The following is a 24027-nucleotide window of genomic DNA, read 5'->3' on the forward strand; positions in this document are numbered from 1 at the left end:
TTCCTGAATAAATGCTAATAATGAGAGCTTTAAATGACTAATTTGTCAAACGTTCTCTTGGTTTTACGTTTTACTCGATGTTTTATGGACGTTAGTACTGAGAATTGGACATGTGACACTACGTTTGACATCATTTTGCGTCCGAATGCGGTTTTGTCAACCAGCAAGATTATTTTCGGGAAGCGATAATTGAGAATCAACGGCAGCGCAGGCTTGGTTTGCGTTGTTCTCCGTGAGGCTTGCGATTGTACCGAGTGGGATTGCAGCTGCGTCGTTGTTGTTTTGAGAGGTGGGAAAGTGGGGTCTGAGATGGAGCATGAAACCGAATCCACCATCGTTTCCCATGGCGTGGTAGCCCTGGGCCTTTTCGCCGGCGGCGCCTGCGGATCCTTGGTGCGTCTGGCGTTGAGCGCCCTGCAATCCCCGACGGCCCCATGGCCTTGGATGACCACGGTAATTAACCTCACTGGCGCGTTCCTGCTTGGCTGCATCACCGCATACATGGCCGTGCTTGGACCGGATATCGGCATCTGGAAAGTGGTGCGCCTTTCCTTGGGCACCGGCCTGGTCGGCGGCTACACCACGTATAGCACGTTCATGCTCGAAGTGGCCAAGCGGCTGGAAGGCGGCAAGGCGAGCATTGCGGTCGCCTATCTGTTGGTGAGCATCGTGGCTGGTCTGCTGTGCGCGTTGCTGGGCTTTATGGCTGGCAAGGCCATCGGGCGGTGGCATGTCCGCAGAATGGCGGCCCGAGAGGGGAATGATCCTGAAACAGAATTCTTTGATTCCGTAACTTCCGAAACTGTGTCCGCCGAACTTATAGCTGACAATTCCGTATCCTCTGGTTCTGCGGCCTCCAAAACTGTATCTTCTGACGGCTCTGCATCCGTCAATTCTATATCTGCCGATTCTGTATCTCCTAACCTCGTACCGGCGGACTCCGTATCCGCTGAACCCGACCGCGGCCCTCTGCTCAAGGCCGCGCTCGCCATATTCTTCTGTGTCGCCCTCGCCGCGCTGGTGGTCAACGAAGATTGGCGGCACGGCAGCGCTTTTGGCCTACTGATCGCGGCCTCACTTTTAGGCGGGCTCGGCGCGTTCACCCGTTACAGCGTCGACGCGTGGGGCAACAACCACGTCCATCTGCCGTTCCCTTGCGGCACGATCGTCGTCAACCTCACCGCCTGCCTCGCCATGGGTCTCGTGGCTGGCTGGTGCGCCTCCCACGCCGGCTTGTCGACGTTGCAATACCTTTTGGCATCCGGATTTTTGGGCGGCTATTCCACCTTCAGCACCGCCAGCGTCGAAGGCGCGAAGCTGGTGCAGGGCGGCAAGCCCCAGTGGGCTTTGGTTCATACGGTTGGCATGATGGTCGTCAGCCTCGTGTTGTTGCTGCTCGGTCTGTTGGTGTAAGCGGTTTCGGCGGTTGGGTTTCCGTCAGAATGGACGTGGGTACCGACGCCGCCGCTTGATGGTGTTATAGGCATCACCATCTCGGTTTCATTATTTTGTGCTCACATTCGCCAATATATGTCTTGAAAATTGTAGAATCGAAACCGCCAGAGGTTCTGATAGCATTTTCAAAGGATGTGTCGACGCGGATTTTGAAGGCTTACGTGTCGATGAATGCTAATTATTGTAAAGTCGCAAGAGAGAGTTCGAGGGGGAATCATGGCAGTGGCAGGGATTATTTCTTTGATTATTGTTCTGGTAATTGTCATCCTGATTATCGCGCTGATCGCTTCTGGTATCTTCGTGGTGCCGCAGCAGCAGGCGTTCGTCATCGAGCGGTTCGGCAAGTTCCGCAAGGTCGAGCTTGCGGGCATCCACCTGAAGATCCCGTTCGTCGACCGCATCGCCACCAAGACTAACATGCGTGTCAACCAGCTCAACGTCAAGCTCGAGACCAAGACGCTCGACAACGTCTTCGTCACCGTCGTAGCCTCCACCCAGTTCCGCGTCGACCCCAACAACGTGGCCACCGCCTACTATGAGCTCCGCGATCCGGCAGGCCAGCTGCGCAGCTACGTCGAGGACGCCCTGCGTTCCGCCATTCCCGCGCTTTCCCTTGATGACGCGTTCGCCAAGAAGGACGACGTGGCCGCCGACGTGCAGAAGACCGTGGGCGGCGAGATGGCGAAGTTCGGCTTCACCGTTGTCAAGACCCTGATCACCGCCATCGACCCGAGCCCGGCCGTCAAGACCGCGATGGATTCCATCAACGCCGCCCAGCGTGAGAAGGAAGCCACCCGCCAGCGCGCTGACGCCCAGCGCATCCAGATTGAGACGCAGGCCACCGCGGACGCCGAGAAGACCCGTCTGCAGGGCGAGGGGCAGGCCAACTACCGCCGTGAGATCGCCAACGGCATCGTCGACCAGATCAAGAGTTTGCAGGCCGTGGGCATGAACATCGCCGACGTCAACAACGTGGTGCTCTTCAACCAGTACCTCGACGTGATGCGCTCGCTGAGTGAATCCGGCAACGCCAAGACCGTCGTGCTTCCGGCTTCCACCCCTGGCGGCTACCAGCAGCTCTTCGATGAGGTCACCAAAGCCATGGTCACCTCCAACGAGGTGAACGAGACGAAGTAGGAGACGCGGGAACCCTAGGCGTTTAGGTGACTTAGGGCGTCTATGAATTCGCCTGAATTGTGGGCAATCTCACTATTTATCCACTATAATGAGCAGTACTGGCCAAGATGCCCAGCAAATCGGACGGCTTGACCAAAGACACGACGATGTGTCGAAAAGTTGGGCGGATTCCTCACTCACCCGAGGAATCCGCCCAATGCTCTTTGTTTTTGTTTCGGTTTGTTTTCAGTTTGCGAGGAACTCCGGCACGGCCTCGGCCGCGTCAAGCCCCTTCTGGTACATCTCTTCCAGCCCTTCGGGGTTCTTGCTCAGGGTGTCTAGCCCGCACAGGTCGTCGGGGGCGAGGATCAGCACTTGGCCGTCGGCGGCGAGCTTCTCGGCCACTTCCATCTCCTCGTTATAGGTGCGGTAGCGGTTCTTGAGCCGTTCCGCGGCGGCGGGGTAGGAGCGCTTCAGCAGCGCGGCGGGCGCCGCGTCCTTCTTGCCTTCGCGCACGAAATCGCGCTGATGCGTGAGGATGAGCACGATGCGGTCGTAACCTTCGTCCGCCGCCAGTTGGACGGGGATCGGATCGGCGATGCCGCCGTCGAAATACGGGATTCCGTCGACGACATATGGTTCGCAGGCCACTGGCACCGCGCTGGAGGCCTTCATGACGTCGTAATTGTCCTGGTGTACATCGGACTTGTCGAAATAGCGCGCGTAGCCATTGCGGGCGTCGCAGGCGACCACGGTGAACTCGGTGGGTGAGGCGGCGAAGGCGGGGTAGTCGACGGGGTATTCGCCGTCGGAGTTCGACAGCGTGCCGTAGATGTAGTCCAGATTGGCGTAGTTGTGCAACTTGATGAAGTTGTTGGCGCTCGCGTATTCTGGGCGGAAGGCGTATTCGGTATAGAACTTGTGGGTGCGCCCGCGCTGGCCGGAGATGTAGGAGATCATGTTCGCGCTGCCTGCGGAGACGCCGTAGCACTTGTCGAATGTAATACCTTTATCCAAGAGCCGGTCCATCACGCCCGCTCCGTAAACGGAACGGAAGCCCCCACCGACATCAATCAAAGCGGTTCTCATCATGTCTCCCCTTTTCTTGGGCCTGTGCCCGAAATTGATACATTCCAGTTATCTGTAGTTAATTCACTATGGTCTATCTAACGGCCGACCTTTGCCCATGCGGTGTACAACCGTTTCGATGGTCTGGTCATTGTTGGCTGTTTCGATGTATTTTGTAGGTTCCCGTCATATCGTCGTCTATCCTTACTGTTCATGAACTTCTGCGGCTGCCATGATGGTGTCCCGTTTTCTCGCTTCCTGTCTGATGGTGTTCGGCTGGAACCAGCCGTGAGTGAAATCGTCATCGATGGCGTGCAATAGAAACAGCGAGGCGTTGATGACACGTCGTTTGTGTTCCGCCGTCTCCGTTAGATTGTCGAAATGCGCCGCCTTATTGCGTACGCTGCGAAGATATGAGAGGTTCCGTGAAATGCGCAACCGTCCCTGTTCGTTAGGTTGAACGTTCGGAAAAGCGCTGAATAACGAGGTTGTCCACAGATTTTGTTGTAACTGGTTCTCGATCGGAATATCTTCGCCAATTAGTTTTAGCCAGGTTCCCCACATGAGTTTTGCCACCACATCGTCGTGTGATATGCCATCTGGATGTTCTTTGTATGCTCTGTTCCTGGCGTTTTCAATGGGTTTTCGGATAATTTTGTATACTATTACAGGTTCGTTTCCCTGATTTGTCCAAAACTCATTCCCTGTTTTCGTAAAAGCAAGCTGTCGCAATGCACGGTCTATTGTATTACGTACCGCTATTTCTACATACCCTATTTGTTGATGGACAATCCCTGCGAAATCGTGATTCCATCTGCACAACTGGATGGCTTTGTTGCTGTCTCCATGTGAATCGCGAAGATAGTGGCTAAGGCGTGCTTCGCTGCAAAATTTCACTGCGACTTCAATGTCGGATTTGTTCTGTTTCATGTATTCATGTTACACTATGTCATACGGGGTGGGGTGAGTCCCATCCACTATCTCATTGGCCTCCCGAAAGGGAGGCCAGTTGTTTTTCTTCCCCACAGCGTCGTTCGGATGGCTTGCGGGTTATAGGAAGTTGAGCAACAGGTCATGTTTTAACTGCTTGGTCGGTGGATGAGTGCTGGTGTGCCTGAATTGCTAGAACCCCACGCGGCATGGATACGTTCAAATGTTGTTACGCATTGAGACGCTTGGCGGCTAGGGCGGCCATGCGTTCGCTGGGGTCGGAATTTTTCAGTGTCACGCCGCCTTGGGCGTCCGTCTCGGCGAGCTCGTCGGAGGCGGCGAGCAGGTCGTGCAGGTGTCGGGCGGTGCCCTCGTTGCCGTCGATGATGGCGGTGGAGTCGGGGAGCAGCTCGCGGAAATAGTCGCGGTAGAAGACGAAATGCGTGCAGCCGAGCACCACCGAGTCGATGGATCCAAGATCGTAACCGTCGAAATAACGGTGCAGCGTGCGCATGACGAGGTCGTGGTCCTCAAGCTGGTCGTGCTCCACGATTTCCACCAAATCAGGGCAAGGCTGGCGGTAGATGGTGTTGGTGGCGCTGAAACGGTTCATGAGCGCGGTGAACTTCTTCTCGCGCAACGTCAGCGGCGTGGCGGCGACGATGACGCGTTGCGGCTTGCCGTGTCCACGATCACAGGCGACTTTGAGTGCCGGTTCCATGCTGATGATGGGCAGGTCGTAAGTCGCGCGCAGGTCGTTGACGGCGGCGGAAGTGGCGGTGTTGCAGGCGATGACGATGGCTTTGACGCCAATCTTGATGAACCGCTCGACGATGTCGAAGGAGAGCTTGCGCACCTCTTCCGGGGTTTTGGTGCCGTAGGGGGCGTTGGCCGAATCTCCGAAATAGATGATGCGTTCGTTCGGCATTTGCCTGGTGATCTCGCGCACCACCGAGATGCCGCCCAGCCCCGAATCGAACACGCCTATGGGAGCGTTGCTAGCCATGCCATCCTCTTTCACTGCATTAACAGGTCTCAATCAAGTTTAACGATTTCGTCTCCCGATGGTAGCGCCTTGCGCGAACGTACACATGATGGGCCAAATGAGCGCGGTTGCGGTATGACAGTGCCTACATACTTGGCAATCGGCTATCGGCATGAGGCACGGCGGCGGGTAGACTGGCGGTTATGAGTCTTCCGCAATTCGTTTATAAAGGGCACGGGACCGGCAACGATTTTGTCATTTACATCGACCGGGACGGCGGGTTCGAGCCGAGCGCCGACGAGGTCCGCCATGTCTGCGACCGGCATTTCGGCATCGGCGCCGACGGATTGATACGGTTGACCAAGCCGGAGTATGTCAGCGACCTTTCGACCGAGCAGATTGCGCAATGCCGGGATGACGGGGCTGAATGGTTCATGGATTACCGCAACGCCGACGGGTCGCTCGCCGAGATGTGCGGCAACGGCACGCGTGTCACCACGCTTATCGCCCAACGCGCCGGCTTAGCGGCTGGTCCGGGTGGCGCGCCTTTCAAGCTGGGCACGCGGGCCGGGGTCAAGACGTTGCGCTCGCTGGGGGCGCTCGAGCCTTACGGCCAGGACGTGTTCCAAGTGAGCTTGGGGGCCGGCAAAGTCGGGGATTTGGACACTTATAAGGTCACCATTCCTGGCACTTTCGGCGAGGCCATGGGCACGTTCGTTGACATGGGCAATCCGCATGTCGTCTCCGTCCTTGAGGATGGCAAGGCCACGCTGCCCGCTGTCGAGGATCTGAATCTCATCGTCAAGCCGGTCGTGAGCCCGGCAATCGAAACCGACCAGAACGCTGAATTCGTGCGCATCGATTCATGCGACCAAAACGCGAATTTCGGCCGTGCCACCATGCGCGTCAACGAACGCGGGTGCGGTGAGACGCTTTCCTGCGGCACGGGCCTGGGAGCCACGGCGGTGACGTTGCGGGCCAAGACGGGCGTGAGCCGTTGGGACATCACCATTCGTGGTGGCCTAGTGCGCGTCGATGTCAGCGATGACGATGTGAAGCTGACCGGCGCTGCCGTCATCGTGGCGAAAGTGGAGTTGCTATAAAACAGATGAGCCTTTCGAGTGTAAGCAACTCGGGAGTCGGGAGGAAGTATCGGCTTCCGAGTATCCAGTAATGAAAGAAAAGTCCGCATGTCCATCAATATCGTGATGAATAGGCGGGTTTTCTGAAAGCAGCTAAGCCAAGACGGCTACGCGAAAATCGCGGCGCCCTCTTTGACGAAGATCAGCGCGATGACGGCGACGATCCAGACGACGTCGACCATCCAGTCGTAACGCATGCGGTAGTAGGTGTTGAGCGCCTTGCGTTTGCGCGGAATTTTCTGCACCGTCACCGTGGCGTGACTCAGCCCCATGAACATGACGGTGGTGGCGAACATCGTGGTCATGCACCAAGGGCAAAGCGCCTTGATGACGAACATGGACTGGCTCATCAGCCAGTAGGCGTAGGCGATGGCGAACAGGCCGCCGAACCAGGTGCAGGTGGCGAACCAGCGCGGCACCTTGACGTTGCACATCCCGATGACGGCGATGGTGATGAACACGGAATAGGCGGCGATGCCGAAGAACGCGTTAGGGAAACGCAGGTCGCCGAAGCGGATGATCTCGGCCTGCCAGGATTTCGCCACGTCGGAGCAGGAGAGCACGGCGTTGACGTCGCAGCCCAGGGCTTTGTTGGGGTTGCGGGCGAGTTTCAGGGTGTCCGCGGCGAGCATGAACGAGGCGAAAAGGCCGACGATCGCGCCGACGAGCATCACGCCGTAGTTCCAGACGCACTCGTGGAAGAAGCCCTTGGGCTCGCGGCTGTTGCTGGAGGGGATGGGCTGGTCGTCTGAAAGAAGAGGTTGGTTACCGGTTGTCACCGCCTCTTGCCGTTCAAGATTCCTTACCGCGTCAACGCTGTGTCTGGTCGACATGTGCATCCCCTGCTTTGCTCTGGTTGCGGCTCACTGTCGGACACATAGGCTTACGATGGTCGTATGGTGAGCGACGAATATAACGATTGTACCCCGGGCACTGGTTGGGATCTTCACTGCCATACGGTTTTTTCTGATGGCACCGAAACTCCCGCACAGCTGGTCGCGCTCGCCTCGTCACTGGGCCTTCACGGCGTGGCCATCACCGACCACGACACCACTGCCGGCTGGGCTGATGCGCGGCAAACCGCACAAGCGCAAGGGTTTCCGTTGCTGAGAGGTAGTGAGATTACTGCCCAGGACGACCATGTCTCCGTGCACATGCTGGCCTACCAATATGACCCGGAAAACGCTGGAATTGTCGAATTGTTCGCCTCCACGAGGGCCGCGCGCGTCACCCGGGCCAAACAGATGGTTTCGCGATTGGCAAAGGACTTCCCAATCAGCTGGGACGATGTGCTTCGGCAGGCCAAAAAAGGCGACGAGACCACGGTCGGCCGTCCGCATATGGCCGACGCCTTGGTGGCCGCGGGTGTCTACCGCACACGTTCGGAGGCGTTCGCTGGAGCCATCGCCTCCTCCAGTAAGTATTACATTCCTACTCCTTCGCCGACCGCCTTGCGGGTGGTCGAAGTGGTGAAAGAGGCGGGAGGGGTGAGCGTGGTCGCGCATCCCGCCGATTACAGCCGCAACAAGGTGCTGCTTTCCGATGATCAGATCAGGAGGCTGGTCAGGGCCGGGCTTGGTGGGCTGGAGGTCTGGCATCGCGGCAATAGCCCCGAGGCGCGGCGGCATTTGCTGGGTCTTGCGCAGGAGCTGGATCTTTTGGTCACCGGTGGATCGGACTGGCATGGCGCTGGCAAGCCAAACAAACTGGGGGAGAACCTCACGCGAGACGATGTCGTGGCCGAGATTGTGCGGCGAGGTGCCATCAAGCTGGTGTCGTAAGTCTTTTGCTGAAATCGGCAAGCCGGATTTCTTTTGGTTGGGAAACCCGAAGTATTACATTATTGTAATACGGAAATGCGCAGTATGAGATTCTGTCCTATGACCCGGAATTCTGCTGAATACAAAATGCCATGAGATACAGTGGTGCCCTGCCGAATGCTTGCAAACATCCGGCAGGGCACCACTCGTCAACGATCATCCGACAGGGCGCCGTGGCGGATGACGGATGATGATGTGGAATTTAGAGGGCGCCAAAGCCTACGGCGTGCTTGGTTTCCGAACCCACGATGGCATAGCCCAGCGCTCCGGCCGGCACCACGATATGGCGGTCCTTGTCGTCGACCAGATCGATCGGTTCGTGAATGGCCACCGCCTGCGCGATTTTCTTGCTGATCTTTTCGGCGCTTTCATCGGTGGTGAAATTGATTGGCCTTGCCACGTTCTGAACTCCGAGTTCGACGTCCATGTGTTACCTCTTTCTAGTTGGGAACCTCTTAGGTTTTATTTTGCCCGAGGCCCGGTCATTACGCTTCTGGCTAGGATTTCGCGGATTTGTCCGCGTCATCGTCACTGTCGGTGCCGTCAGTGACGTCGGCATCGCTGGGTTCATCGTTATCTGCGGATTTGTCGGTCTCATCAGCACTGTTGGTGTTGGTTGAATCATCGGCGTCGCTATCAGTATCGGATGAACCGGCCGACTTTTCCTTGGTGGCATTATCGGACGAATCTTCGGATTCTTCGTCGTCTTGGATCTCGATATCCGTACGCGATGAAGATGCGACCTTGCGGCGCTCGTCCGCTTTCTCTTCGACCTCTTCGAGCCCTTCCTGGGCGTCACGCAGGGCCTGTTCCTCTCGCTCGAGTTGGGGAATGAGCGCGGTGGGCGCATCGTGGTCGACGGTTTTGGCGGCCGGCGATTTGTCATACGTATCGTCGTCCTCGGAATACTGCACATGCCACGAGACCTCATCGCCGGAACCCTCTTCCGCGGAGTCGTCATCAGCGCTATCGTCGAAATCGGCATGGCTGCGATCCGTGTCGTCTGTTCCGTCCGAATCGTTGTTATCGATGCCGTCATCGATATCGTCGCCAACGGAGGCTTTACCGGCCTCGGTCAGCACCATGGTGGCCGAAGACGAGGGGTTGGGCATATCAGGATAGAGCGGCTTGGATTGTTCGACGCGGGAGTGCTTGTCGTCAGTCCGGTCATCGGCGTCGTCAGCGCCCTCATTGGTCTTATGTGACGAGAAGGGCCTGAAATGCACCGGCCGGTCGGCGGGGCTGTCGCTTTCCTCCACAAGCTTGGTGACTTCGGCCGAACCGGTCTTGTCGGTCTCACCGGTCGCGTCATCAATCTCTTCGGCGGAATCCGAGGAATCCGCTGAAGAGGAATCGTCCTTGGGCGGTACGACGGCGGAAGCCGCGGTGGCCGCGCCGGCGGCCTTGTTGGCCACGACGGTCAGCTGGTGGGCCAGATGCTCCACCTGCGCCTTGAACTGCAGGATCTTGGCGTTGTCCGCGCGTCCCAGCGCCTCGATGAACTCACCGACCTGCTCCATCTGCAACCACAGGTTGGCACGCAGCATGATCAGCTCGTCCACGCGAGAGCCCATCATCCCGCCATAGGCGCTCATCAGCGCGTTGCGATGATCCTCGTCCATTTTGGAGAATATCCAGGCCAGATCGCGCGCGGGATCATTGATCTGCATGTCCTGCCAGTTGCTCACCGCGGTGATGGTGGAATCGGAGAAGAGGAAATCGCCGTCTTGGAAACCGCCATGGGTCAGGGTGGTGGAGAAGGACCAAAGCCCATCCGTCTCGATGATCTTCGCCCAGCTCGACGTGATGGCCGGCGGCACATGGCCCGCCTGCTGCAGGCGTTTGATCCAGCCGGTGAGTTGCGCATGGATCTGCCCGGTGGTGAAGGCCGGGTATTTGGCCTCGGTCAAAAATTCCGTGCGCTGGCGGTGGATGGCGCCGATGGCCGTGCCCACACTGGCCGCGTCCTGCAAGGTCAGCAGGTCAAGCTGGCGCGGTTCGCCATCGACGTGCGGGGTCACCAGCACGGAGGTCTTGCCGGTCGGGCTGCCTTCACCCGCCGGGCTGAATGCCAGCGCGCGGTCCACCGCGAAGCCGAGCCCGCTCATCTCGTGGGATTTTGCCAGCACCCGCGCGGCCTTGGCGCGTCCGGCGAGGCGCTTCTTGCCCTTGTTCTCGCTGGAAACGAACACGTCGTAACGTCGCCCTGCGGCGTCCTGCACCACGGCGTAATCGATACCGGCATCGTTGTCGGTCGTGTTGGCCTCGTCATGTTCGCACACCCCGGCCATGGATGTCTCCGGCATGGCGGCCGAGGCGAGCGCCGCCAGCATAAACTTGCTTCGTAAAGTCACATCTACCAGATTAATACATCGTATGTCCTAGTGTTCCTTGGATTGCCGCGGTTGCGGTCTATCGGGTGCGGCTGGCAGAATAGCGGATATGACCATCCGCGATGCGCAAACAATGCTTGAGGGGCTGGACGACGCCCAACGTGCCGCCGCCACAGCCCTCGAGGGGCCCGTGCGCATCATCGCGGGCGCCGGTGCCGGCAAGACACGCACCGTCACGCGCCGCATCGCCTACGGCTGCGCCAAAGGGGAGTGGGACGCCAGCCGCGCGCTCGCCGTCACCTTTTCGGTGAAGGCCGCCGACGAGATGAAACAGCGTCTGGCCAAGCTTGGGGTGGGGGACAAGGTCACCGCCGCCACCTTCCATTCCGCCGCGTTGCACCAGTTGCGCCGTGTTTGGTATGACGTGAGCGTTGCCCCTTTCCCGCATGTCGTCGAGGACACGCAGGAGATCATGGCGCGGGCGCTGAAACGCGCCACCGGCTCCGACCAATATGACGGCATCGCCAGACGCAATTTGTTGGCCGAAATCAACTGGGCCAAGGTCTCGCTGGTCGCTCCAGAAGATTATGCGCGTGTCTGCGCGGCCACCCATCGCGTGCCGCCCGCCGAGCTTGATCCGCGGCGTTTCACCGACGTCTACACCGCCTACGAGCAGGAGAAGACCTCACGTGGCGAGATGGATTTCAACGACATCCTGCTTTTGGACTGCCATGTGCTCGAGGCGTTCGAGGAGCAAGCCGCGCAGATCCGCCAGTCCGTCGGCTGGCTCACCGTCGACGAATACCAGGATGTCTCGCCGCTCCAGCACCGTCTGATGGATCTCTGGCTGGGCGACGGCAACCGCAACGTGTGCGTGGTGGGCGATCCGGCGCAGACGATCTATTCGTTCGCGGGCGCTTCCAGCTATGATCTGCTCAATTTCGCGGGGGAGTTCGGCAAGCTGAGCGCCGACGTCAATCTCAACACCGATTACCGTTCCGCGCCGCAGGTCGTATCAATGGCCAACCGCGTGCTTGCCGTCGCGCCCGACCGCGAGCAATACCTGCGTCTGGTCTCCGCGCGGGACAAAAGCGAAGGCATGCGCGTGGTCAAAACCGCCTACGAAAGCGACGAGCTGGAGGCGCAGGGCGTGGCCAAGCGCATCGCCCAGTTCATCGCCGAAGGCGCCAAGCCCTCGCAATGCGCGGTACTCACGCGGCTCAACGCCCAGCAGCAGGTGGTCTGCAAGGCCTTGAAAGCGCTGGGGATCCCCTATCGCACCCGCCGCGACGCCAGCGGGCAGGACACGGTCTTGCCTGATAACAATGAAAGCCGTCGGGAGGCGCTGGAGGTCCTCGCCAGCAGGCGCGAGCCCGGCGTCACCATCTCCTCGATCCACGCCGCCAAGGGCCTGGAATTCAAGCACGTCTTCATCGTCGGATGCTCGGAAGGGCTTCTGCCGTATGGTTCTCCGGCCCCTGGCGACGCGTTGGAGGAGGAGCGCCGCCTCTTCTACGTGGCCGTCACCCGCGCTGAGGACTCGCTGCACCTCTCTTACGCGCGTAGCAAGGATGGCGCCTCGGCTTTCTCCCGCGCCCCGAGCCGCTTCTGGTAGTGCGAATAAACAAAGTCCGTTATCGCTGGTGATGTTCGATAACGGACTTCGGTTTTTTGAGACGTCTGACGTTCGGCGTTCAGGCTTGGGGAGCATCCCCGTCGTTTGGCTTGCCGTCGCCGGTCTCATCCGATGGATGATCGCCGTCGGGCTTCTTCTGATTGTCCGGCTTTGGAGAGCTGTTCCCATTGTCTCCGCTGTTATCGGCAGCGTCATTATTGGCAGTGCCGGTATGGTTAGCATCATCGGCGTCGCCTTCATCGCCTTGGGCATCGAGCAGTTTCTCGAGCTCGGCGTCCCAGTCGATGCTGGGCTTGGAACCTGTGGTGTCGCTGCCATCGGTGGTCGGGGCCGTGATGTTGGCATCAGGATTTGTATTACTATCTGAGACGTTGGTCTCCGCACTGGTGACCTTAGCCTTGTCACCATCGGCATCAGGCAGCTTCGGCAGCAGATCGGGGTGTGACCACATCTCGTCGCGGGCCTTGTCGCCCTGTTCGGCGCCGATCTTCTCCCAGATGTCGGCCGCCTCGCGCATGCACTTGGGGCGCAATTCCATGCCCAGCAGGCTTTCGAAGGTGCGTTCCGCGGGTCCGCCGACGGCACGCTCGCGGCGCACCATCTCACGCAGTTGCTCGATATGCGGGATATGGGCCATGCCGGCCTTCCACGTCACCGCGTCGACCCAGCCCTCGACCAGCGCCAACAACGTCTCGAGGCTTTCAAGTGCTTCCTTCTGCTCCGGGGTGTCCGCTATGCCGACCTTGGTCAAGTCGACGGCGCCGGAGATTGAGTCGGGATCCATCGAGGTGGCCTCGCGCAGCTGCTCCTCCATGGCGTCCAGATCGATGTTGATGCCACGCGCGTATTTGCCGATCAGCGCCTCGAAACGCGGCATAAGCCACGGCACGTGCGCGAAGAGGCGGGCGTGCGCCTCTTCCTCAAGCGCCAGGAACGCCAGCACTTCGGACTGGTCGATCTCCAGCGTCTTGGCGTATTCGATGGAGTTCTGCGCGATCAGCGCGCCGGCAGGGTTCTTCTGCAACGCGATGCCTTGGTCGAAGCTGCCGCGCACCTCGTGCGAAAGCTGGCCCGCCGCGTGCCCGAGTTGCGTCGAGAACGCCGTGTTGCCCAAAATCTTGATGAGGTTGGCCGGGTCCTTCATGTTGTCGGGAATCGGCACGGGGACCGGGCCGGCGAAGATGCCGGCGATCTCGCCGCCGTCGAAGGCGTCGCCGAAACGTTCGGAAATCACGCTGGAAAGCGCGTTGCCCATGGATTCCTCTACCGGGCTGGCGAATTTCGCCCAGGAATCGACGGTCGCGTTGACCCAATCGGCGCGGGTGAAGACCTGTGGCTCGCCGGGGGCCGGGTCGATGTCGCAGGCGGTGTCGAGCCAAAGGTTCGCCTCGCTCATCGCCCGCCGTACGGCCTCGCCTTCGGAGGCGGTGACGGTCTGTTCGCTGCCCTCGTCGTTGGCGATGGCCAGTGCCAGGGAGGTCGCCAGCTTCACGTTGACCGGCCCCTGGTCGGCGCTCTGCTGCATGTCGCCCATCGTGTTGAGCCCGCTGGAGGCGAACGCGTTCATCAGCGCCTTCACCTCGGAGGGCTTGGGCAGCTTGGACGGATCCTGGCCCATGAGCTGGTCCTTGACGGCGTCAGGCAGGGCGCTCAGCTGCTGGAAGGCCATGTCGCCCTGAATCTGACCGAAGCAATCGATCAGCCATTGGTGAATCGCGTTTTCGTCCATACCGTTTCGTCCTTTACGTAGAGTCGTCGAAGCACAGTGCCCGCCGGTTTGATGGTTCCATATTATGGTCTTCCATGGTCTTATGGCGGTTTCTACGCTACCGAATGATAATTCTTGATAACACCGTGAGTTTTTGCTTTTTGCGGGCATTTGCGTCGCGGCAAAGCGTCATACTTGGGGATTATGGCACGTAGCAAACACAGCGCAACAGGCAACCATCGCGCGTCGGCATCCCGGCATGGCCGTCACACGGCGTCTTCGTCATCCCAGTCCCAGGAGGACTTTGGCGCCACAGCTGAGGCCCAGGAGGATTGGAATGTCACTTCTCAGGAGACCGGAGAGCACGACGAGGCGCAGATAGGCGCCGATTTGGGCAAGGACGCTGCCGGCGAAGCTTCAAATGGTAATACAATTGATGATGGTGTCGCCACTGACGAAACCGTCAACGCCGATTCCGTTGGCGTCGAAGACGGCGCCGCGGATTTTAACGCCGCAACTGACGCGGATTCTGTTATTGATGACGATGCTGATGCCGATGGCGATTTTGCTGCTGATACTGGCGCCGGTTCCGCCACCGACGATGACCACGCCGATTCCAGCTCCGCGAACGCTGGAAGCCATGGCTCCCATCGTTCCCACGCCTCCCATGGCTCCAGGCGAGGCGGCCGCCGTCATTCCTCACGCCACTCGCTGAAATATTTCGCGGGCCTGATCTGCGCAGCCCTGTGCTTGTTGGTGATGGTGCTTCCCAGCCCCTACGTGATCGAGTCGGCGGGCCCCACCCAGGACGTGCTCGGCAAGGTCGATGGCAAGCCGGTCATCGCGATCAGCGATGCCACCACGCATGCAAGCAAGGGCAAGCTCCTGATGCTGACGGTCAACGCGCAGGGTGTGCCGGGCGCCTTCCCGTCTCTGGGCATCCATACTTTGATCGCATGGATCAACCCACATCAGCAGGTCATGCCCAGCGAGGCCGTGTTCCCCGTCGGCCAGACGCCTGAGCAATACCACAAGACCGCCACCAAGCAGATGAGCACCTCCCAAGACTCCGCCACCGCCGCGGCGCTCGCCTATGCGAAGAAGCACAAGATCGCCGGGGCCTCCACGGCCAAGGTCGACATGCACGTCGATAACATCGGCGGTCCCTCGGCTGGCATGATGTACGCGCTGGGCATCATCGACAAGCTCACGCCGGCCGACGAGACCGGCGGCAAGGTAATCGCCGGCACCGGCACGATCGACAAGCGCGGCGTCGTCGGCAGGATCGGCGGCGTCCAGCTGAAAATGCTCGGGGCCAAGCGCGACGGGGCCACCTACTTCCTCGCGCCTTCCGACAATTGCGCCGAGGTCGTGGGGCATGTGCCTGCCGGCCTGCGCGACGTGAAGGTGTCCACGCTCGACGAGGCCTACAAGGCGCTTGTCGCCATCGGCCAAGGCGATGACGCTGATCTGCCGCATTGCACGGCGAATTGATCGTTCCATTTTGTCCTATGCACTCATGTTGGTTTTGCCTATAGGTGACCGCAATGTGGATGGCGCCGTGTATGGCCGTGTGCGCAATTCCCTACGGTTTGCTATATTGGAAGGGTGAATGAAACGGCATCAAAAAACGCTGAAGAGTTCGGTTTTCACGCAGGCGACATCGTGCAGGAATGGCTGTGGGATGACGATGTGAGTGAATCCATCCGAGAGAAGATCATGGATCTGACCGGCCAGGACCTGGTCGATGAGGATTATGATTCGGCGGTGGATGGCGTCATCATCTGGTGGCGTGACGGCGACGACGAAGACGCTTTGGCCGATACCATCGTGGACGCTTACAGCGTCATCGGCGAGGATGGGCCACTTTGGATCCTGACACCGAAGCCTGGGCGCCCGGGTGCCGCGGCTTCCAACACGGTGCAATCCGCCGCGAAGACCGCTGGCATGAACGCGGCTATGCCGTTGACTGTTTCGGATGACTGGAACGGCATCCGTTTGCGTGCGTTTGGCAAGGGTCGTTAACGCAGCTCGTTCATTGGGAGTAGTCTTACTTCCTTGGAATAGACGTTAAAACTTTCAAAAGTCTCCACCGCATATCGTTGGTGGAGACTTTCGCGTTCGGTTTGTGGCGAACATTTGTGGATTATCTGTGCCACATATATGTATTACGTTTTGATTGGATTCTATACACATATCTGAGATGACAATCAACGCAAAAGCTCCCGTCGGCATGAACCGGTGGGAGCTTTCGATTGCTTGATAAGTAGTGGCTTACAGGCCCGGATAGAGCGGGAAGTCCTCGGTCAGCTTGGTGACGCGGGCGTGCAACGCCTCCACATCCGCGTCTTTGCCTTGGGCCAGTGCGGTGCCGATGATGTCGGCGACCTCCTCGTACTGTGGGGCTGCGAAACCGCGGGTGGCCAGAGCCGAGGTGCCGATGCGCAGGCCGGAGGCCACGGAGGCCGGGCGCGGGTCGAACGGCACGGTGTTGCGATTGACGGTGATGCCGCACTGCGCCAGCAGGTTCTCGCCGGTCAGACCGTCCATTTCGCTGTTGCGCAGATCGACCATGACCAGATGCACGTCGGTGCCGCCGGTCAGGACGGTGATGCCCTGGGCTTTGACGTCGTCGGCGTTGAGGCGGTCGGCGAGGATCTTCGCGCCCTCGAGCGTGCGCTCCATGCGGTGCTTGAAGTCCTCGGTTCCGGCGACCTTGAAGGCCACGGCCTTCGCGGCGATGATGTGCATCAGCGGCCCGCCCTGCTGGCCGGGGAAGACGGCGGAATTAATCTTCTTGCCGTACTCCTTCTTGGCCAGGATGAAGCCGGAACGCGGCCCGCCCAGCGTCTTGTGCGCGGTCGAGGAGACCACGTCGGCGTAGGGGACCGGGCTCGGATGCAGCTTGGCGGCGACCATGCCGGCGAAGTGGGCCATGTCGACCCAGAACTTCGCGCCGACCTCATCGGCGATTTCTTTCATCGCCGCAAAGTCCTCGATGCGCGGGTAGGCGCTCCAGCCGCCGATGATGAGCTGCGGGTGGACCTCAAGCGCACGTTGGCGGATGATCTCAGGGTCGATAAGGAAGGTGTCGGGGTTCACGCCATAAGACTCGGCGTGGTAGAACTTGCCCGAGAAGTTCATCTTGGTGCCGTGGGTCAGGTGCCCGCCATGGTCGAGCGCGAGCCCGAGGACGGTGTCGCCCGGCTTGATCAGCGCTTGATAGACCGCAGCGTTGGCCTGTGCGCCCGAATGGGGCTGCACATTGGCGAACTCGGCGCCGAAGAGTTCCTTGGCGCGGTTGCGCGCGATGGTCTCGATGCCGTCGACGAACTCGCAGCCGCCGTAGTAGCGGCGTCCGGGGTAGCCTTCCGCATATTTGTTGGTCAGCACGGAGCCCTGCGCGTCGAGCACGGCGCGGGGCACGAAGTTTTCGGAGGCGATCATCTCAAGGCCGTTCTGCTGGCGCTTGAGCTCATCGTTGATCAGCGACGAGATTTCGGGGTCCGCTTGAGCGATGGGCGCGTTGAACACGTCCGACGAACTCTGCACCACTGCAGGGTTGGATGTGTCGGCTTTGAATGGTTCAGCCATTTCAGACTCCTTTTATATCTCGTTGAACCGCCAGTGTGGTGGCGGATGAGGCCCGCGTTCGTCCCGTCTTTTTCAAGGGTATGAATATGGACCATACGGCGCCGACGTTTTGGTCGGTCGCCATACACACGCCATTATGCCAGAAAAATCGCGGAACGTGCCCACCAAACGGTGTTTATGGACGGGAAACTATCATAAGAATTGATAATGCGTTATCAGAATCCGTCGTTTTCATTCGGTGTCGATAAAGGCCATTGGATAGTGGCATACATCAGGTGAATGTTCGGCGAACGCACCATATCGGAAAAATCCGGGAACTGTGGGCGATGAGGGGCTCGAACCCCCGACATCCACCGTGTAAAGGTGGCGCTCTAGCCAGCTGAGCTAATCGCCCGAACTTGACCAGCTTAGCGCGACGCTTGCCCAGCGGATGTCACAGTCGGGACGTTTCCAAGTTTGATAGAGCATTTTAGGTTAGACGATAAAGTGGTGGGTTGTGTTAAAATGCCAACATTGCGGTACGATTTCACTGATGATTTATCCGCTGTTTCCTTCGGAAAGCCCGGAGGAGTGATCAAGAGGAGAACAAATGGCAGGAGAAATTCTTATTACGCCCGATACGATGCGGCAGCGGGCCAGCCAATACAGGACCGAGTCTTCAAATGTTGCGAACGTGATTTCCAGCATGGACAATTTGGTGACAACGCTGGAATCCGAGTGGAAGGGTTCTGCGAGTGAGTCCTATAGGGATCGCTACCAGCAGTTGCGTCCAAGTTTCGTACAGGCGAAAGATCTCATCGATGAGATCGCCCAAGCGCTTGACCACACCGCTCAGACGCTTGAGGAAACGGATCAGTCCATCGCCAGCGGTTTCCGCGGCTGAGATCACGGGCTGATAAGACAAGAGTAGGTGCTTTGCGGATTGGAAGGTCAATCCGCAAAGCCATTTATTGTGCAATAGCGCACTTTTTGAAAGAGACGCCCATGTTGTTGACGGTGCTTGAAGGCGATGAGATTCAGACGATGACATTGTCTGATCGTCCATCAGGCGTGTTGTGGGTCACTGTGCCATCCTCGAACGCCAATGCATCCCGTGAGGTCGTCGCGAAGGTCGAGGCCCACGCAGGCAATTGGGTAATGAATCCGGCTCCTGGCAGGACGATGCGTGACGGCCAAGGCCGTGTGGTGAAACAGGCGGTTTTGAGTGTCACTGGTTCGTCGGCGTTTACGATGCGCGAGAAGGGCTCAACCATCTCCATCATCGTGCGACAAGCGGATGAGGGCGCCAAAGTATTCAGAATCATGGGTTTCTCCGCGGACGTTGAGGTGACGATCGGCAGGTCGGCGTCGAACACGTTCCGCTACGATTCGCCTTACGTTTCGAGCAAGCATGCCGGTATCGCGTTCGCGGGCGGCTGCTTCACCCTCACGGACTTCGATTCGATGAATGGCACCTATGTCAATGGCAAGAAGATGCCCCCTCGTACTCCCACCGTGTTGAATGCCGGCGATGTCGTCGAGATTCTTGGTTTGATCATCACGGTCGGCCACCGGTTCTTAAGTTATAACAGCCCGTTGAACCTCACTCTCCGTTCGAATGGGGCGCTTGCCCGCTATTGGGAGCCGGCCAAAACAGCGATGCAGCAGACCGCCGACGAGAGCGGCCTGCAAGTTGAGGACGAATATTTCTACCCAGCGCCTCGTTTCAAGCGCGGTATCGTCCCATTCAAGCTTTCGGTCGATGCCCCTCCGGCCCCGCAGCGTCCCGACGAGACATCCGTGGCGATGAAGATAGGCCCGTCAATGGTGATGGTGTTGGGGGCTTTGGTCTCCGGCGCCGTCATGGTCACGCAGATGCAGCGTTCCTCCGGATCGATGCTCAATGCGATTCCGATGCTGGTGATGGCGGTGACGATGCTGGTGGGCAGCGTGATTTGGCCCATTTTGAGTAGGCGCTTGGAAAACCGGAAAATCGCCGGCGACGAGAAGGTGCGAAGTCTGAGATACGCCGAATATCTCGACCATGTGCGGGTGCGCCTTGTCAATGAGACTTCCCGGCAGAAGGAAATCCTGTGCGAGAACCGCATATCGGCGTCCGATTGTGTGAAAAGGGTGTTGTCCCACGATTCCAGGGTGATGGACCGCACCAGTGCGCATGATGATTTCCTTGAGCTGCGTCTTGGAATCGGAACGCTTCCGCTTGCGGCCGAGATCCGTTATCCGGACAGGCATTTCTCGATTGAGAAGGATGAGCTGGCTGAAGTGGTGCATCGTCTCTCCGATGAGCCGAGGGATATCGTCGATGTGCCCATATCGGTAAGCCTCGCAGACAATCCGGTTGTGGGACTGTGCGGTGCGGATAAGAAGGCCAAAGGTCTTCTGTCCGATCTCATCGTTCAAATCGCGGCATTGCACTCCTATGAGGATGTGAAACTCGTTTTGGTCTGTGATGAGGTTGAGCGGGAATCCTGGGCTTGGGTCGAGGCGCTGCCTCATATTTTCTCGAACGACCGGGGTATGCGTTATTTCGCGACGAGCGAGGAGGATCTCGAGGAGCTGTCAGTCGATCTGGGCAAAGAGGCAAGGCAGCGTCGCGATGAGGCGAAAGGCAATGGGACGACACCCCTGCCGTATTACGTTGTGGTGTGTACCTCCCGCGTTTTGATGGGCAAAAGCACGTTTCTCGGTGACCTTATGAGCGATCCGGTTCCGGGATTCACTGTGTTGTGCCAGACGGCCGAGCGTAAGAATCTGCCAAGGCAATGCTCCGCGATCGTTGAGCTTTCCGATGAGAAAGGCGTGATTTGGCAACTGGCGGATGAGCTCGGCGAAGGGACTTCCTTTGCGCCTGATGCCGTCGTTGACGATGCGACGTGTATCCGGTTCTCGCATGCGTTGGCGAGGATCCACCTGGCTTTGCGTCAGTCGCATGAGGCGCTGCCTGATTCGCTGGGCTTTATGAGCATGTACAAGGCAGGCAACGTCGAGCAGTTGAACATCCGTTCGCGTTGGCGTCGGGCGAGGGGCTCCGAGACGCTGGCCGCCAGGGTCGGCGTGGACGAGCAGGGAGAGCCGTTCTACCTGAACCTGCACGAGAAGTTCCATGGGCCTCATGGGCTTATCGCCGGAACGACCGGATCGGGCAAATCGGAGTTCATCATCACATGGATCCTATCGATGTGTGTCGAGTATTCTCCGGATCAGGTCGCGTTCGTGCTGATCGACTATAAAGGCGGCGGTCTGGCGGGCGCCTTCGAAAACAACCGGTACCGTCTGCCCCATTTGGCCGGGACGATCACGAATCTTGACAAGGCCGCGGTGACGCGCGGGATGGTGTCGATCCAGAGCGAATTGAAGCGGCGTCAGGAATTGTTCAACAAGGCCCGTGAGATCGCCGACGGCGATAACGTGGACATCTACGATTACCTGCGCATGTACCGCGAGGGGAAGGTCAACGAGCCGTGCCCGCATCTGTTCATCGTGGCGGATGAGTTCGCTGAGCTGAAGCAGCAGGAACCTGAATTCCTCGACGAGCTGGTGAGTGCGGCACGTATCGGACGTTCGCTCGGTGTGCATCTGATATTGGCCACGCAGAAGCCTTCAGGTGTGGTTAATGACCAGATCTGGAGCAACTCGCGCTTTAAGGTGAGCCTCAAGGTGTCGGACGTGGCGGATTCGAAGGAAATGATTGGACGTCCGGATGCCGCTGCTCTGACCCAGGCCGGTCGTTTCTATCTGTTGGTCGGCTATAACGAGCTGTTCGCTTTGGGACAGGCGGCGTATAGCGGAGCCCCCTACCGGCCTGTCGAGCAGTACGAGGAACCGGTGGATGATGCGGTGGTGCTGTTGAACGACGTCGGGCATCAGATCTCGTCGGCCCGTCCGGCCATTTCCGGGTCCGCCAACGCCACAAAGACACCGGAGCTGGTGGCTGTGCTTGGCCATATCTGCGAGGTGGCGAAAGCCGAAGGCCTGCGTGCCCGCCAATTGTGGCTTGACCCTCTGCCGGGCCTCATCAAGGTGGAGGACATCGAGCGGATGCGTTATCAGACCGATGAGAAACCGGCCTCCGCTGAGGTCAGTGCCGTGCCGATGCCCGGCAGTGGCAGCGCCAGCAACCAGTTCCTGCTCGATCCGATTGTCGGCATGTTGGACGACCCGGCGCGTCAAGACCAAAGGGTGCTCACGCAGCCATTGACGGCGGGCGGCAACCTGCTATTGCTCGGTGGATCGGATTCCGGAGTGGAATCCGTACTTTTGGCCATGCTCTTTGATCTGGTATCGACGCATTCGGCGAGCCAGTGCAATATCTATGCTTTGGATTTTGGTTCTGAGACCTTGGGTGCCTTGCGGTCTGCCCCGCAGGTCGGTGATGTGGTCGTCGGCGGCAATGATGAGAAGGTGTTCCGTCTTTTCGATTTGCTGGATTCGCTGGTGGCCAGCAGGCGGCGGAAGCTCGCCTCGTTCGGTGGTTCGTTCGAGCGCTACACGCGTGGGCACTCCGATATGCCTGCGGTTGTTTTTGTGATCAATGGTCTGGCGACGTTCACCGAGATGTACGAGCAGAAGCTTCTCGACCGCCTGATCCGTCTGTCGCGTGACGGGAACCGGGTCGGCCTGTCTCTGATACTTGTGGCGGGATCCCCCAATGAGGTGCGCGGCCGGCTACGTTCGAACTTCAAGAATCGCTTGGTCTTCACTCTCGACAATCCGGACGAATACCTGGACGCCTTGGGGTCGATGCGTGGCGTGGCGGTGCCGACCGGCTTCGCCCAAGGTGTTGTGCGCGTCGATGACGAGACCTATATGTTCCAGGGCGCTCAGGTGCTCGGCCACGAGGATGATGAATTCGGTTACGTCGAGCGCCGTTGCCGCCAGATTGGCGCCGATGTCAAGAGCAAGGCTTCCGGCGTTCCGACCATGCCAAATCATATCGAGGCAAGTTACCTGGCAGGCCGGGATAGTGGCGGAGTGGAGTTCCCGTTCGGTGTATATCAAAGTGATTTGAGCTTGGCCGGATTCAATTTCAAAGAACGGCCCATCGAGAGGATTGTGTCGAATCGCAATGCGGATATAGTGGCTTTTGTCAAAGCGGTATTGCGGTTCTTCGCCGGAAAGCCAAATACCAGATTGGCGCTCTTGGATGTGGCAAAGCGTTTTGATACGCTTCCGGGTTGCTGCGACTACGAAACCCAGCAGGATAAAGAAGCTTTGGACTACCTGTGTGGCCTTGCCGACGGCACTGACTCGTTCAATGGCAGGACCGTGGCGTTTGTATCCGGCATTTCGGGGCTGCTTGTTCGTGCGATGCCTGATGAGTCGCAAAAGGTTGAAGATTTCCTACACGGCTTGGATGGCCGGTCCTTAGCCATGGTGCTATTCGATACGACCAATGATGCCTCTTATGGTTCGGAAAGCTGGTTTACGGCGCATTCTTCGGCTTCCAATGGCATTTGGATAGGCACTGGGCTTGATGGACAAAGCCGGGTGCAGCATGTTTACGGCGTTGGTGAACCTATCGATCCGAAGATCAAGGCCCCGTGGGGTTATATCGTGCTTGACGGCGGCCTTCGGAAAGTGAATTTGCTTGTTCAATCAGATGATAATGCAAAAAATGAAAGGGATGATTCATGAAAGCGGTTGATTTTCTTCCTCTGGGTACGATTTGCTCGGTGGAAGGTTTTAATGGTCGAATGATGATTATCGCCCGAGGCGAAGCGGTCAAGTTCCCGGATGGACCACGATATTTCGATTATGGTGGCTGTTTGTGGCCGGAAGGTTTGATTGCTGACCGCATGGCGTATTTCAACGCTGAAGGCATCATTGAAGTATTCACTCGCGGCTTCAGCGACGATGCCGATGTGGCTTATGTCAAGAAGATCAATACTGTGCTGGAACAGGTCGATTTGCCACGCGGCAATCCAACGTCTCCACGTGATGGCGATGAATCCAAGGAGGCGGATGATGCCTGAAATCAAAATGAGCGATGCCGCCTTGAATGAGATGGAGACTTTATTCCGTGATGCAGCTGGTGAAATACCGGTCAAAGCTGATTTGAACACTGGGTCGAGTTCCGCTGCGGGACTCAATGAGTTCAAAGCGCAGATGACGGCGATAGGAAAAGTTTTCACCAGTTACCAGAAATTGCTGGTGGCTGATACTCAGGCTTTACGCAATGCTGCGGAAACGTTGCGTCAGTCCGATGAAACCGCGGCTATTGCTTTTGACGGCGACTGAAGG

At 58.6% G+C, this 24027-nt stretch carries 17 protein-coding genes, 1 tRNA gene and 2 pseudogenes; 11 read left to right on the forward strand and 9 right to left on the reverse strand.

What is annotated here, in order from left to right:
* The first annotated feature begins 297 nt into the window (after nucleotides 1-297).
* The gene (locus tag OZX73_RS02370) at nucleotides 298-1413 is read left to right on the forward strand and encodes a CrcB family protein (protein ID WP_277150324.1); all 1116 of its coding nucleotides are present in this window, start codon (nucleotides 298-300) and stop codon (nucleotides 1411-1413) included.
* Between the two features lie 258 nt (nucleotides 1414-1671).
* Complete coding sequence (locus OZX73_RS02375; protein WP_277150326.1) at nucleotides 1672-2592, forward strand: SPFH domain-containing protein; 921 nt, start codon at nucleotides 1672-1674, stop codon at nucleotides 2590-2592.
* Nucleotides 2593-2817: 225 nt separating this feature from the next.
* On the opposite strand, the gene OZX73_RS02380 is transcribed toward OZX73_RS02375, so the two are convergent.
* The 3 genes from OZX73_RS02380 to murI form a co-directional block, all read right to left on the reverse strand.
* The gene (locus tag OZX73_RS02380; protein ID WP_277150328.1) at nucleotides 2818-3663 is read right to left on the reverse strand and encodes a patatin family protein; all 846 of its coding nucleotides are present in this window, start codon (nucleotides 3661-3663) and stop codon (nucleotides 2818-2820) included.
* 180 nt (nucleotides 3664-3843) lie between these two features.
* The gene (locus OZX73_RS02385; RefSeq protein ID WP_277150330.1) at nucleotides 3844-4569 is read right to left on the reverse strand and encodes a hypothetical protein; all 726 of its coding nucleotides are present in this window, start codon (nucleotides 4567-4569) and stop codon (nucleotides 3844-3846) included.
* Nucleotides 4570-4798: 229 nt separating this feature from the next.
* Nucleotides 4799-5575, reverse strand: a complete 777-nt coding sequence (gene murI, locus OZX73_RS02390) for a glutamate racemase (protein ID WP_277150332.1) — start codon at nucleotides 5573-5575, stop codon at nucleotides 4799-4801.
* 182 nt (nucleotides 5576-5757) lie between these two features.
* On the opposite strand from murI, the gene dapF reads away from it, so the two are divergent.
* The gene (gene dapF, locus OZX73_RS02395) at nucleotides 5758-6657 is read left to right on the forward strand and encodes a diaminopimelate epimerase (protein ID WP_277150334.1); all 900 of its coding nucleotides are present in this window, start codon (nucleotides 5758-5760) and stop codon (nucleotides 6655-6657) included.
* A gap of 146 nt (nucleotides 6658-6803) precedes the next feature.
* Here dapF and OZX73_RS02400 read toward each other — a convergent pair whose 3' ends face one another.
* A complete protein-coding gene (locus OZX73_RS02400) occupies nucleotides 6804-7529 on the reverse strand; it encodes a vitamin K epoxide reductase family protein (protein WP_277150336.1) in 726 nt (241 codons plus the stop codon).
* A 63-nt stretch (nucleotides 7530-7592) separates the two neighbouring features.
* Between OZX73_RS02400 and OZX73_RS02405 the strand changes: the two genes are divergently transcribed.
* Nucleotides 7593-8477: a PHP domain-containing protein gene (locus OZX73_RS02405; RefSeq protein WP_277150338.1), complete on the forward strand. Its 885-nt coding sequence runs from the start codon at nucleotides 7593-7595 to the stop codon at nucleotides 8475-8477.
* A gap of 241 nt (nucleotides 8478-8718) precedes the next feature.
* On the opposite strand, the gene OZX73_RS02410 is transcribed toward OZX73_RS02405, so the two are convergent.
* Nucleotides 8719-8943 (reverse strand): DUF3107 domain-containing protein, encoded by a 225-nt coding sequence (locus OZX73_RS02410; RefSeq protein ID WP_277150341.1) that lies wholly within the window; start codon nucleotides 8941-8943, stop codon nucleotides 8719-8721.
* A gap of 298 nt (nucleotides 8944-9241) precedes the next feature.
* Nucleotides 9242-10849 (reverse strand): annotated as a pseudogene (locus tag OZX73_RS02415) (phosphotransferase); the annotation flags it as partial.
* 115 nt (nucleotides 10850-10964) lie between these two features.
* On the opposite strand from OZX73_RS02415, the gene OZX73_RS02420 reads away from it, so the two are divergent.
* A complete protein-coding gene (locus OZX73_RS02420) occupies nucleotides 10965-12464 on the forward strand; it encodes an ATP-dependent helicase (protein WP_277150890.1) in 1500 nt (499 codons plus the stop codon).
* 79 nt (nucleotides 12465-12543) lie between these two features.
* Here OZX73_RS02420 and OZX73_RS02425 read toward each other — a convergent pair whose 3' ends face one another.
* Nucleotides 12544-14214, reverse strand: coding sequence for a zinc-dependent metalloprotease (locus tag OZX73_RS02425; RefSeq protein WP_277150343.1), 1671 nt, complete (start codon nucleotides 14212-14214; stop codon nucleotides 12544-12546).
* Nucleotides 14215-14907: 693 nt separating this feature from the next.
* Between OZX73_RS02425 and OZX73_RS02430 the strand changes: the two are divergent.
* Both OZX73_RS02430 and OZX73_RS02435 read left to right on the forward strand, forming a co-directional pair.
* Nucleotides 14908-15687, forward strand: a pseudogene (locus OZX73_RS02430) (S16 family serine protease); the annotation flags it as partial.
* A gap of 105 nt (nucleotides 15688-15792) precedes the next feature.
* Entirely contained in the window at nucleotides 15793-16218 is a 426-nt protein-coding gene (locus OZX73_RS02435) for a DUF3052 domain-containing protein (protein ID WP_277150891.1), read from the forward strand.
* Between the two features lie 249 nt (nucleotides 16219-16467).
* On the opposite strand, the gene glyA is transcribed toward OZX73_RS02435, so the two are convergent.
* Entirely contained in the window at nucleotides 16468-17787 is a 1320-nt protein-coding gene (gene glyA, locus OZX73_RS02440; RefSeq protein ID WP_277150345.1) for a serine hydroxymethyltransferase, read from the reverse strand.
* 320 nt (nucleotides 17788-18107) lie between these two features.
* Nucleotides 18108-18181 (reverse strand) — tRNA-Val (locus OZX73_RS02445).
* A 195-nt stretch (nucleotides 18182-18376) separates the two neighbouring features.
* Here OZX73_RS02445 and OZX73_RS02450 point away from each other — a divergent pair.
* The 4 genes from OZX73_RS02450 to OZX73_RS02465 all read left to right on the forward strand — a co-directional run bounded on the left by OZX73_RS02450 (nucleotide 18377) and on the right by OZX73_RS02465 (nucleotide 24024).
* Nucleotides 18377-18670, forward strand: a complete 294-nt coding sequence (locus tag OZX73_RS02450) for a WXG100 family type VII secretion target (protein ID WP_277150347.1) — start codon at nucleotides 18377-18379, stop codon at nucleotides 18668-18670.
* A 101-nt stretch (nucleotides 18671-18771) separates the two neighbouring features.
* The gene (gene essC, locus OZX73_RS02455) at nucleotides 18772-23421 is read left to right on the forward strand and encodes a type VII secretion protein EssC (RefSeq protein ID WP_277150349.1); all 4650 of its coding nucleotides are present in this window, start codon (nucleotides 18772-18774) and stop codon (nucleotides 23419-23421) included.
* Entirely contained in the window at nucleotides 23418-23759 is a 342-nt protein-coding gene (locus tag OZX73_RS02460; RefSeq protein WP_277150351.1) for a DUF4176 domain-containing protein, read from the forward strand. The genes essC and OZX73_RS02460 overlap by 4 nt, the downstream gene beginning before the upstream one ends.
* Complete coding sequence (locus tag OZX73_RS02465; RefSeq protein ID WP_277150353.1) at nucleotides 23749-24024, forward strand: hypothetical protein; 276 nt, start codon at nucleotides 23749-23751, stop codon at nucleotides 24022-24024. The genes OZX73_RS02460 and OZX73_RS02465 overlap by 11 nt, the downstream gene beginning before the upstream one ends.
* Nucleotides 24025-24027 lie beyond the last annotated feature (3 nt).

Source organism: Bifidobacterium sp. ESL0775 (assembly GCF_029395475.1).
In the GTDB taxonomy this organism is placed as follows: Bacteria; Actinomycetota; Actinomycetes; order Actinomycetales; family Bifidobacteriaceae; genus Bifidobacterium.

Excerpts from the sequence above, each read along its gene's own strand:
- OZX73_RS02385 (WP_277150330.1), bottom strand. The coding sequence starts at position 4,569 with ATGAAACAGAACAAATCCGACATTGAAGTCGCAGTGAAATTTTGCAGC.
- OZX73_RS02375 (WP_277150326.1), top strand. The coding sequence starts at position 1,672 with ATGGCAGTGGCAGGGATTATTTCTTTGATTATTGTTCTGGTAATTGTC.
- essC (WP_277150349.1), top strand. The coding sequence starts at position 18,772 with ATGTTGTTGACGGTGCTTGAAGGCGATGAGATTCAGACGATGACATTG.
- OZX73_RS02460 (WP_277150351.1), top strand. The coding sequence starts at position 23,418 with ATGAAAGCGGTTGATTTTCTTCCTCTGGGTACGATTTGCTCGGTGGAA.
- murI (WP_277150332.1), bottom strand. The coding sequence starts at position 5,575 with ATGGCTAGCAACGCTCCCATAGGCGTGTTCGATTCGGGGCTGGGCGGC.
- OZX73_RS02405 (WP_277150338.1), top strand. The coding sequence starts at position 7,593 with ATGGTGAGCGACGAATATAACGATTGTACCCCGGGCACTGGTTGGGAT.
- dapF (WP_277150334.1), top strand. The coding sequence starts at position 5,758 with ATGAGTCTTCCGCAATTCGTTTATAAAGGGCACGGGACCGGCAACGAT.
- OZX73_RS02450 (WP_277150347.1), top strand. The coding sequence starts at position 18,377 with ATGGCAGGAGAAATTCTTATTACGCCCGATACGATGCGGCAGCGGGCC.
- OZX73_RS02380 (WP_277150328.1), bottom strand. The coding sequence starts at position 3,663 with ATGATGAGAACCGCTTTGATTGATGTCGGTGGGGGCTTCCGTTCCGTT.
- OZX73_RS02400 (WP_277150336.1), bottom strand. The coding sequence starts at position 7,529 with ATGTCGACCAGACACAGCGTTGACGCGGTAAGGAATCTTGAACGGCAA.
- glyA (WP_277150345.1), bottom strand. The coding sequence starts at position 17,787 with ATGGCTGAACCATTCAAAGCCGACACATCCAACCCTGCAGTGGTGCAG.
- OZX73_RS02465 (WP_277150353.1), top strand. The coding sequence starts at position 23,749 with ATGATGCCTGAAATCAAAATGAGCGATGCCGCCTTGAATGAGATGGAG.
- OZX73_RS02425 (WP_277150343.1), bottom strand. The coding sequence starts at position 14,214 with ATGGACGAAAACGCGATTCACCAATGGCTGATCGATTGCTTCGGTCAG.
- OZX73_RS02410 (WP_277150341.1), bottom strand. The coding sequence starts at position 8,943 with ATGGACGTCGAACTCGGAGTTCAGAACGTGGCAAGGCCAATCAATTTC.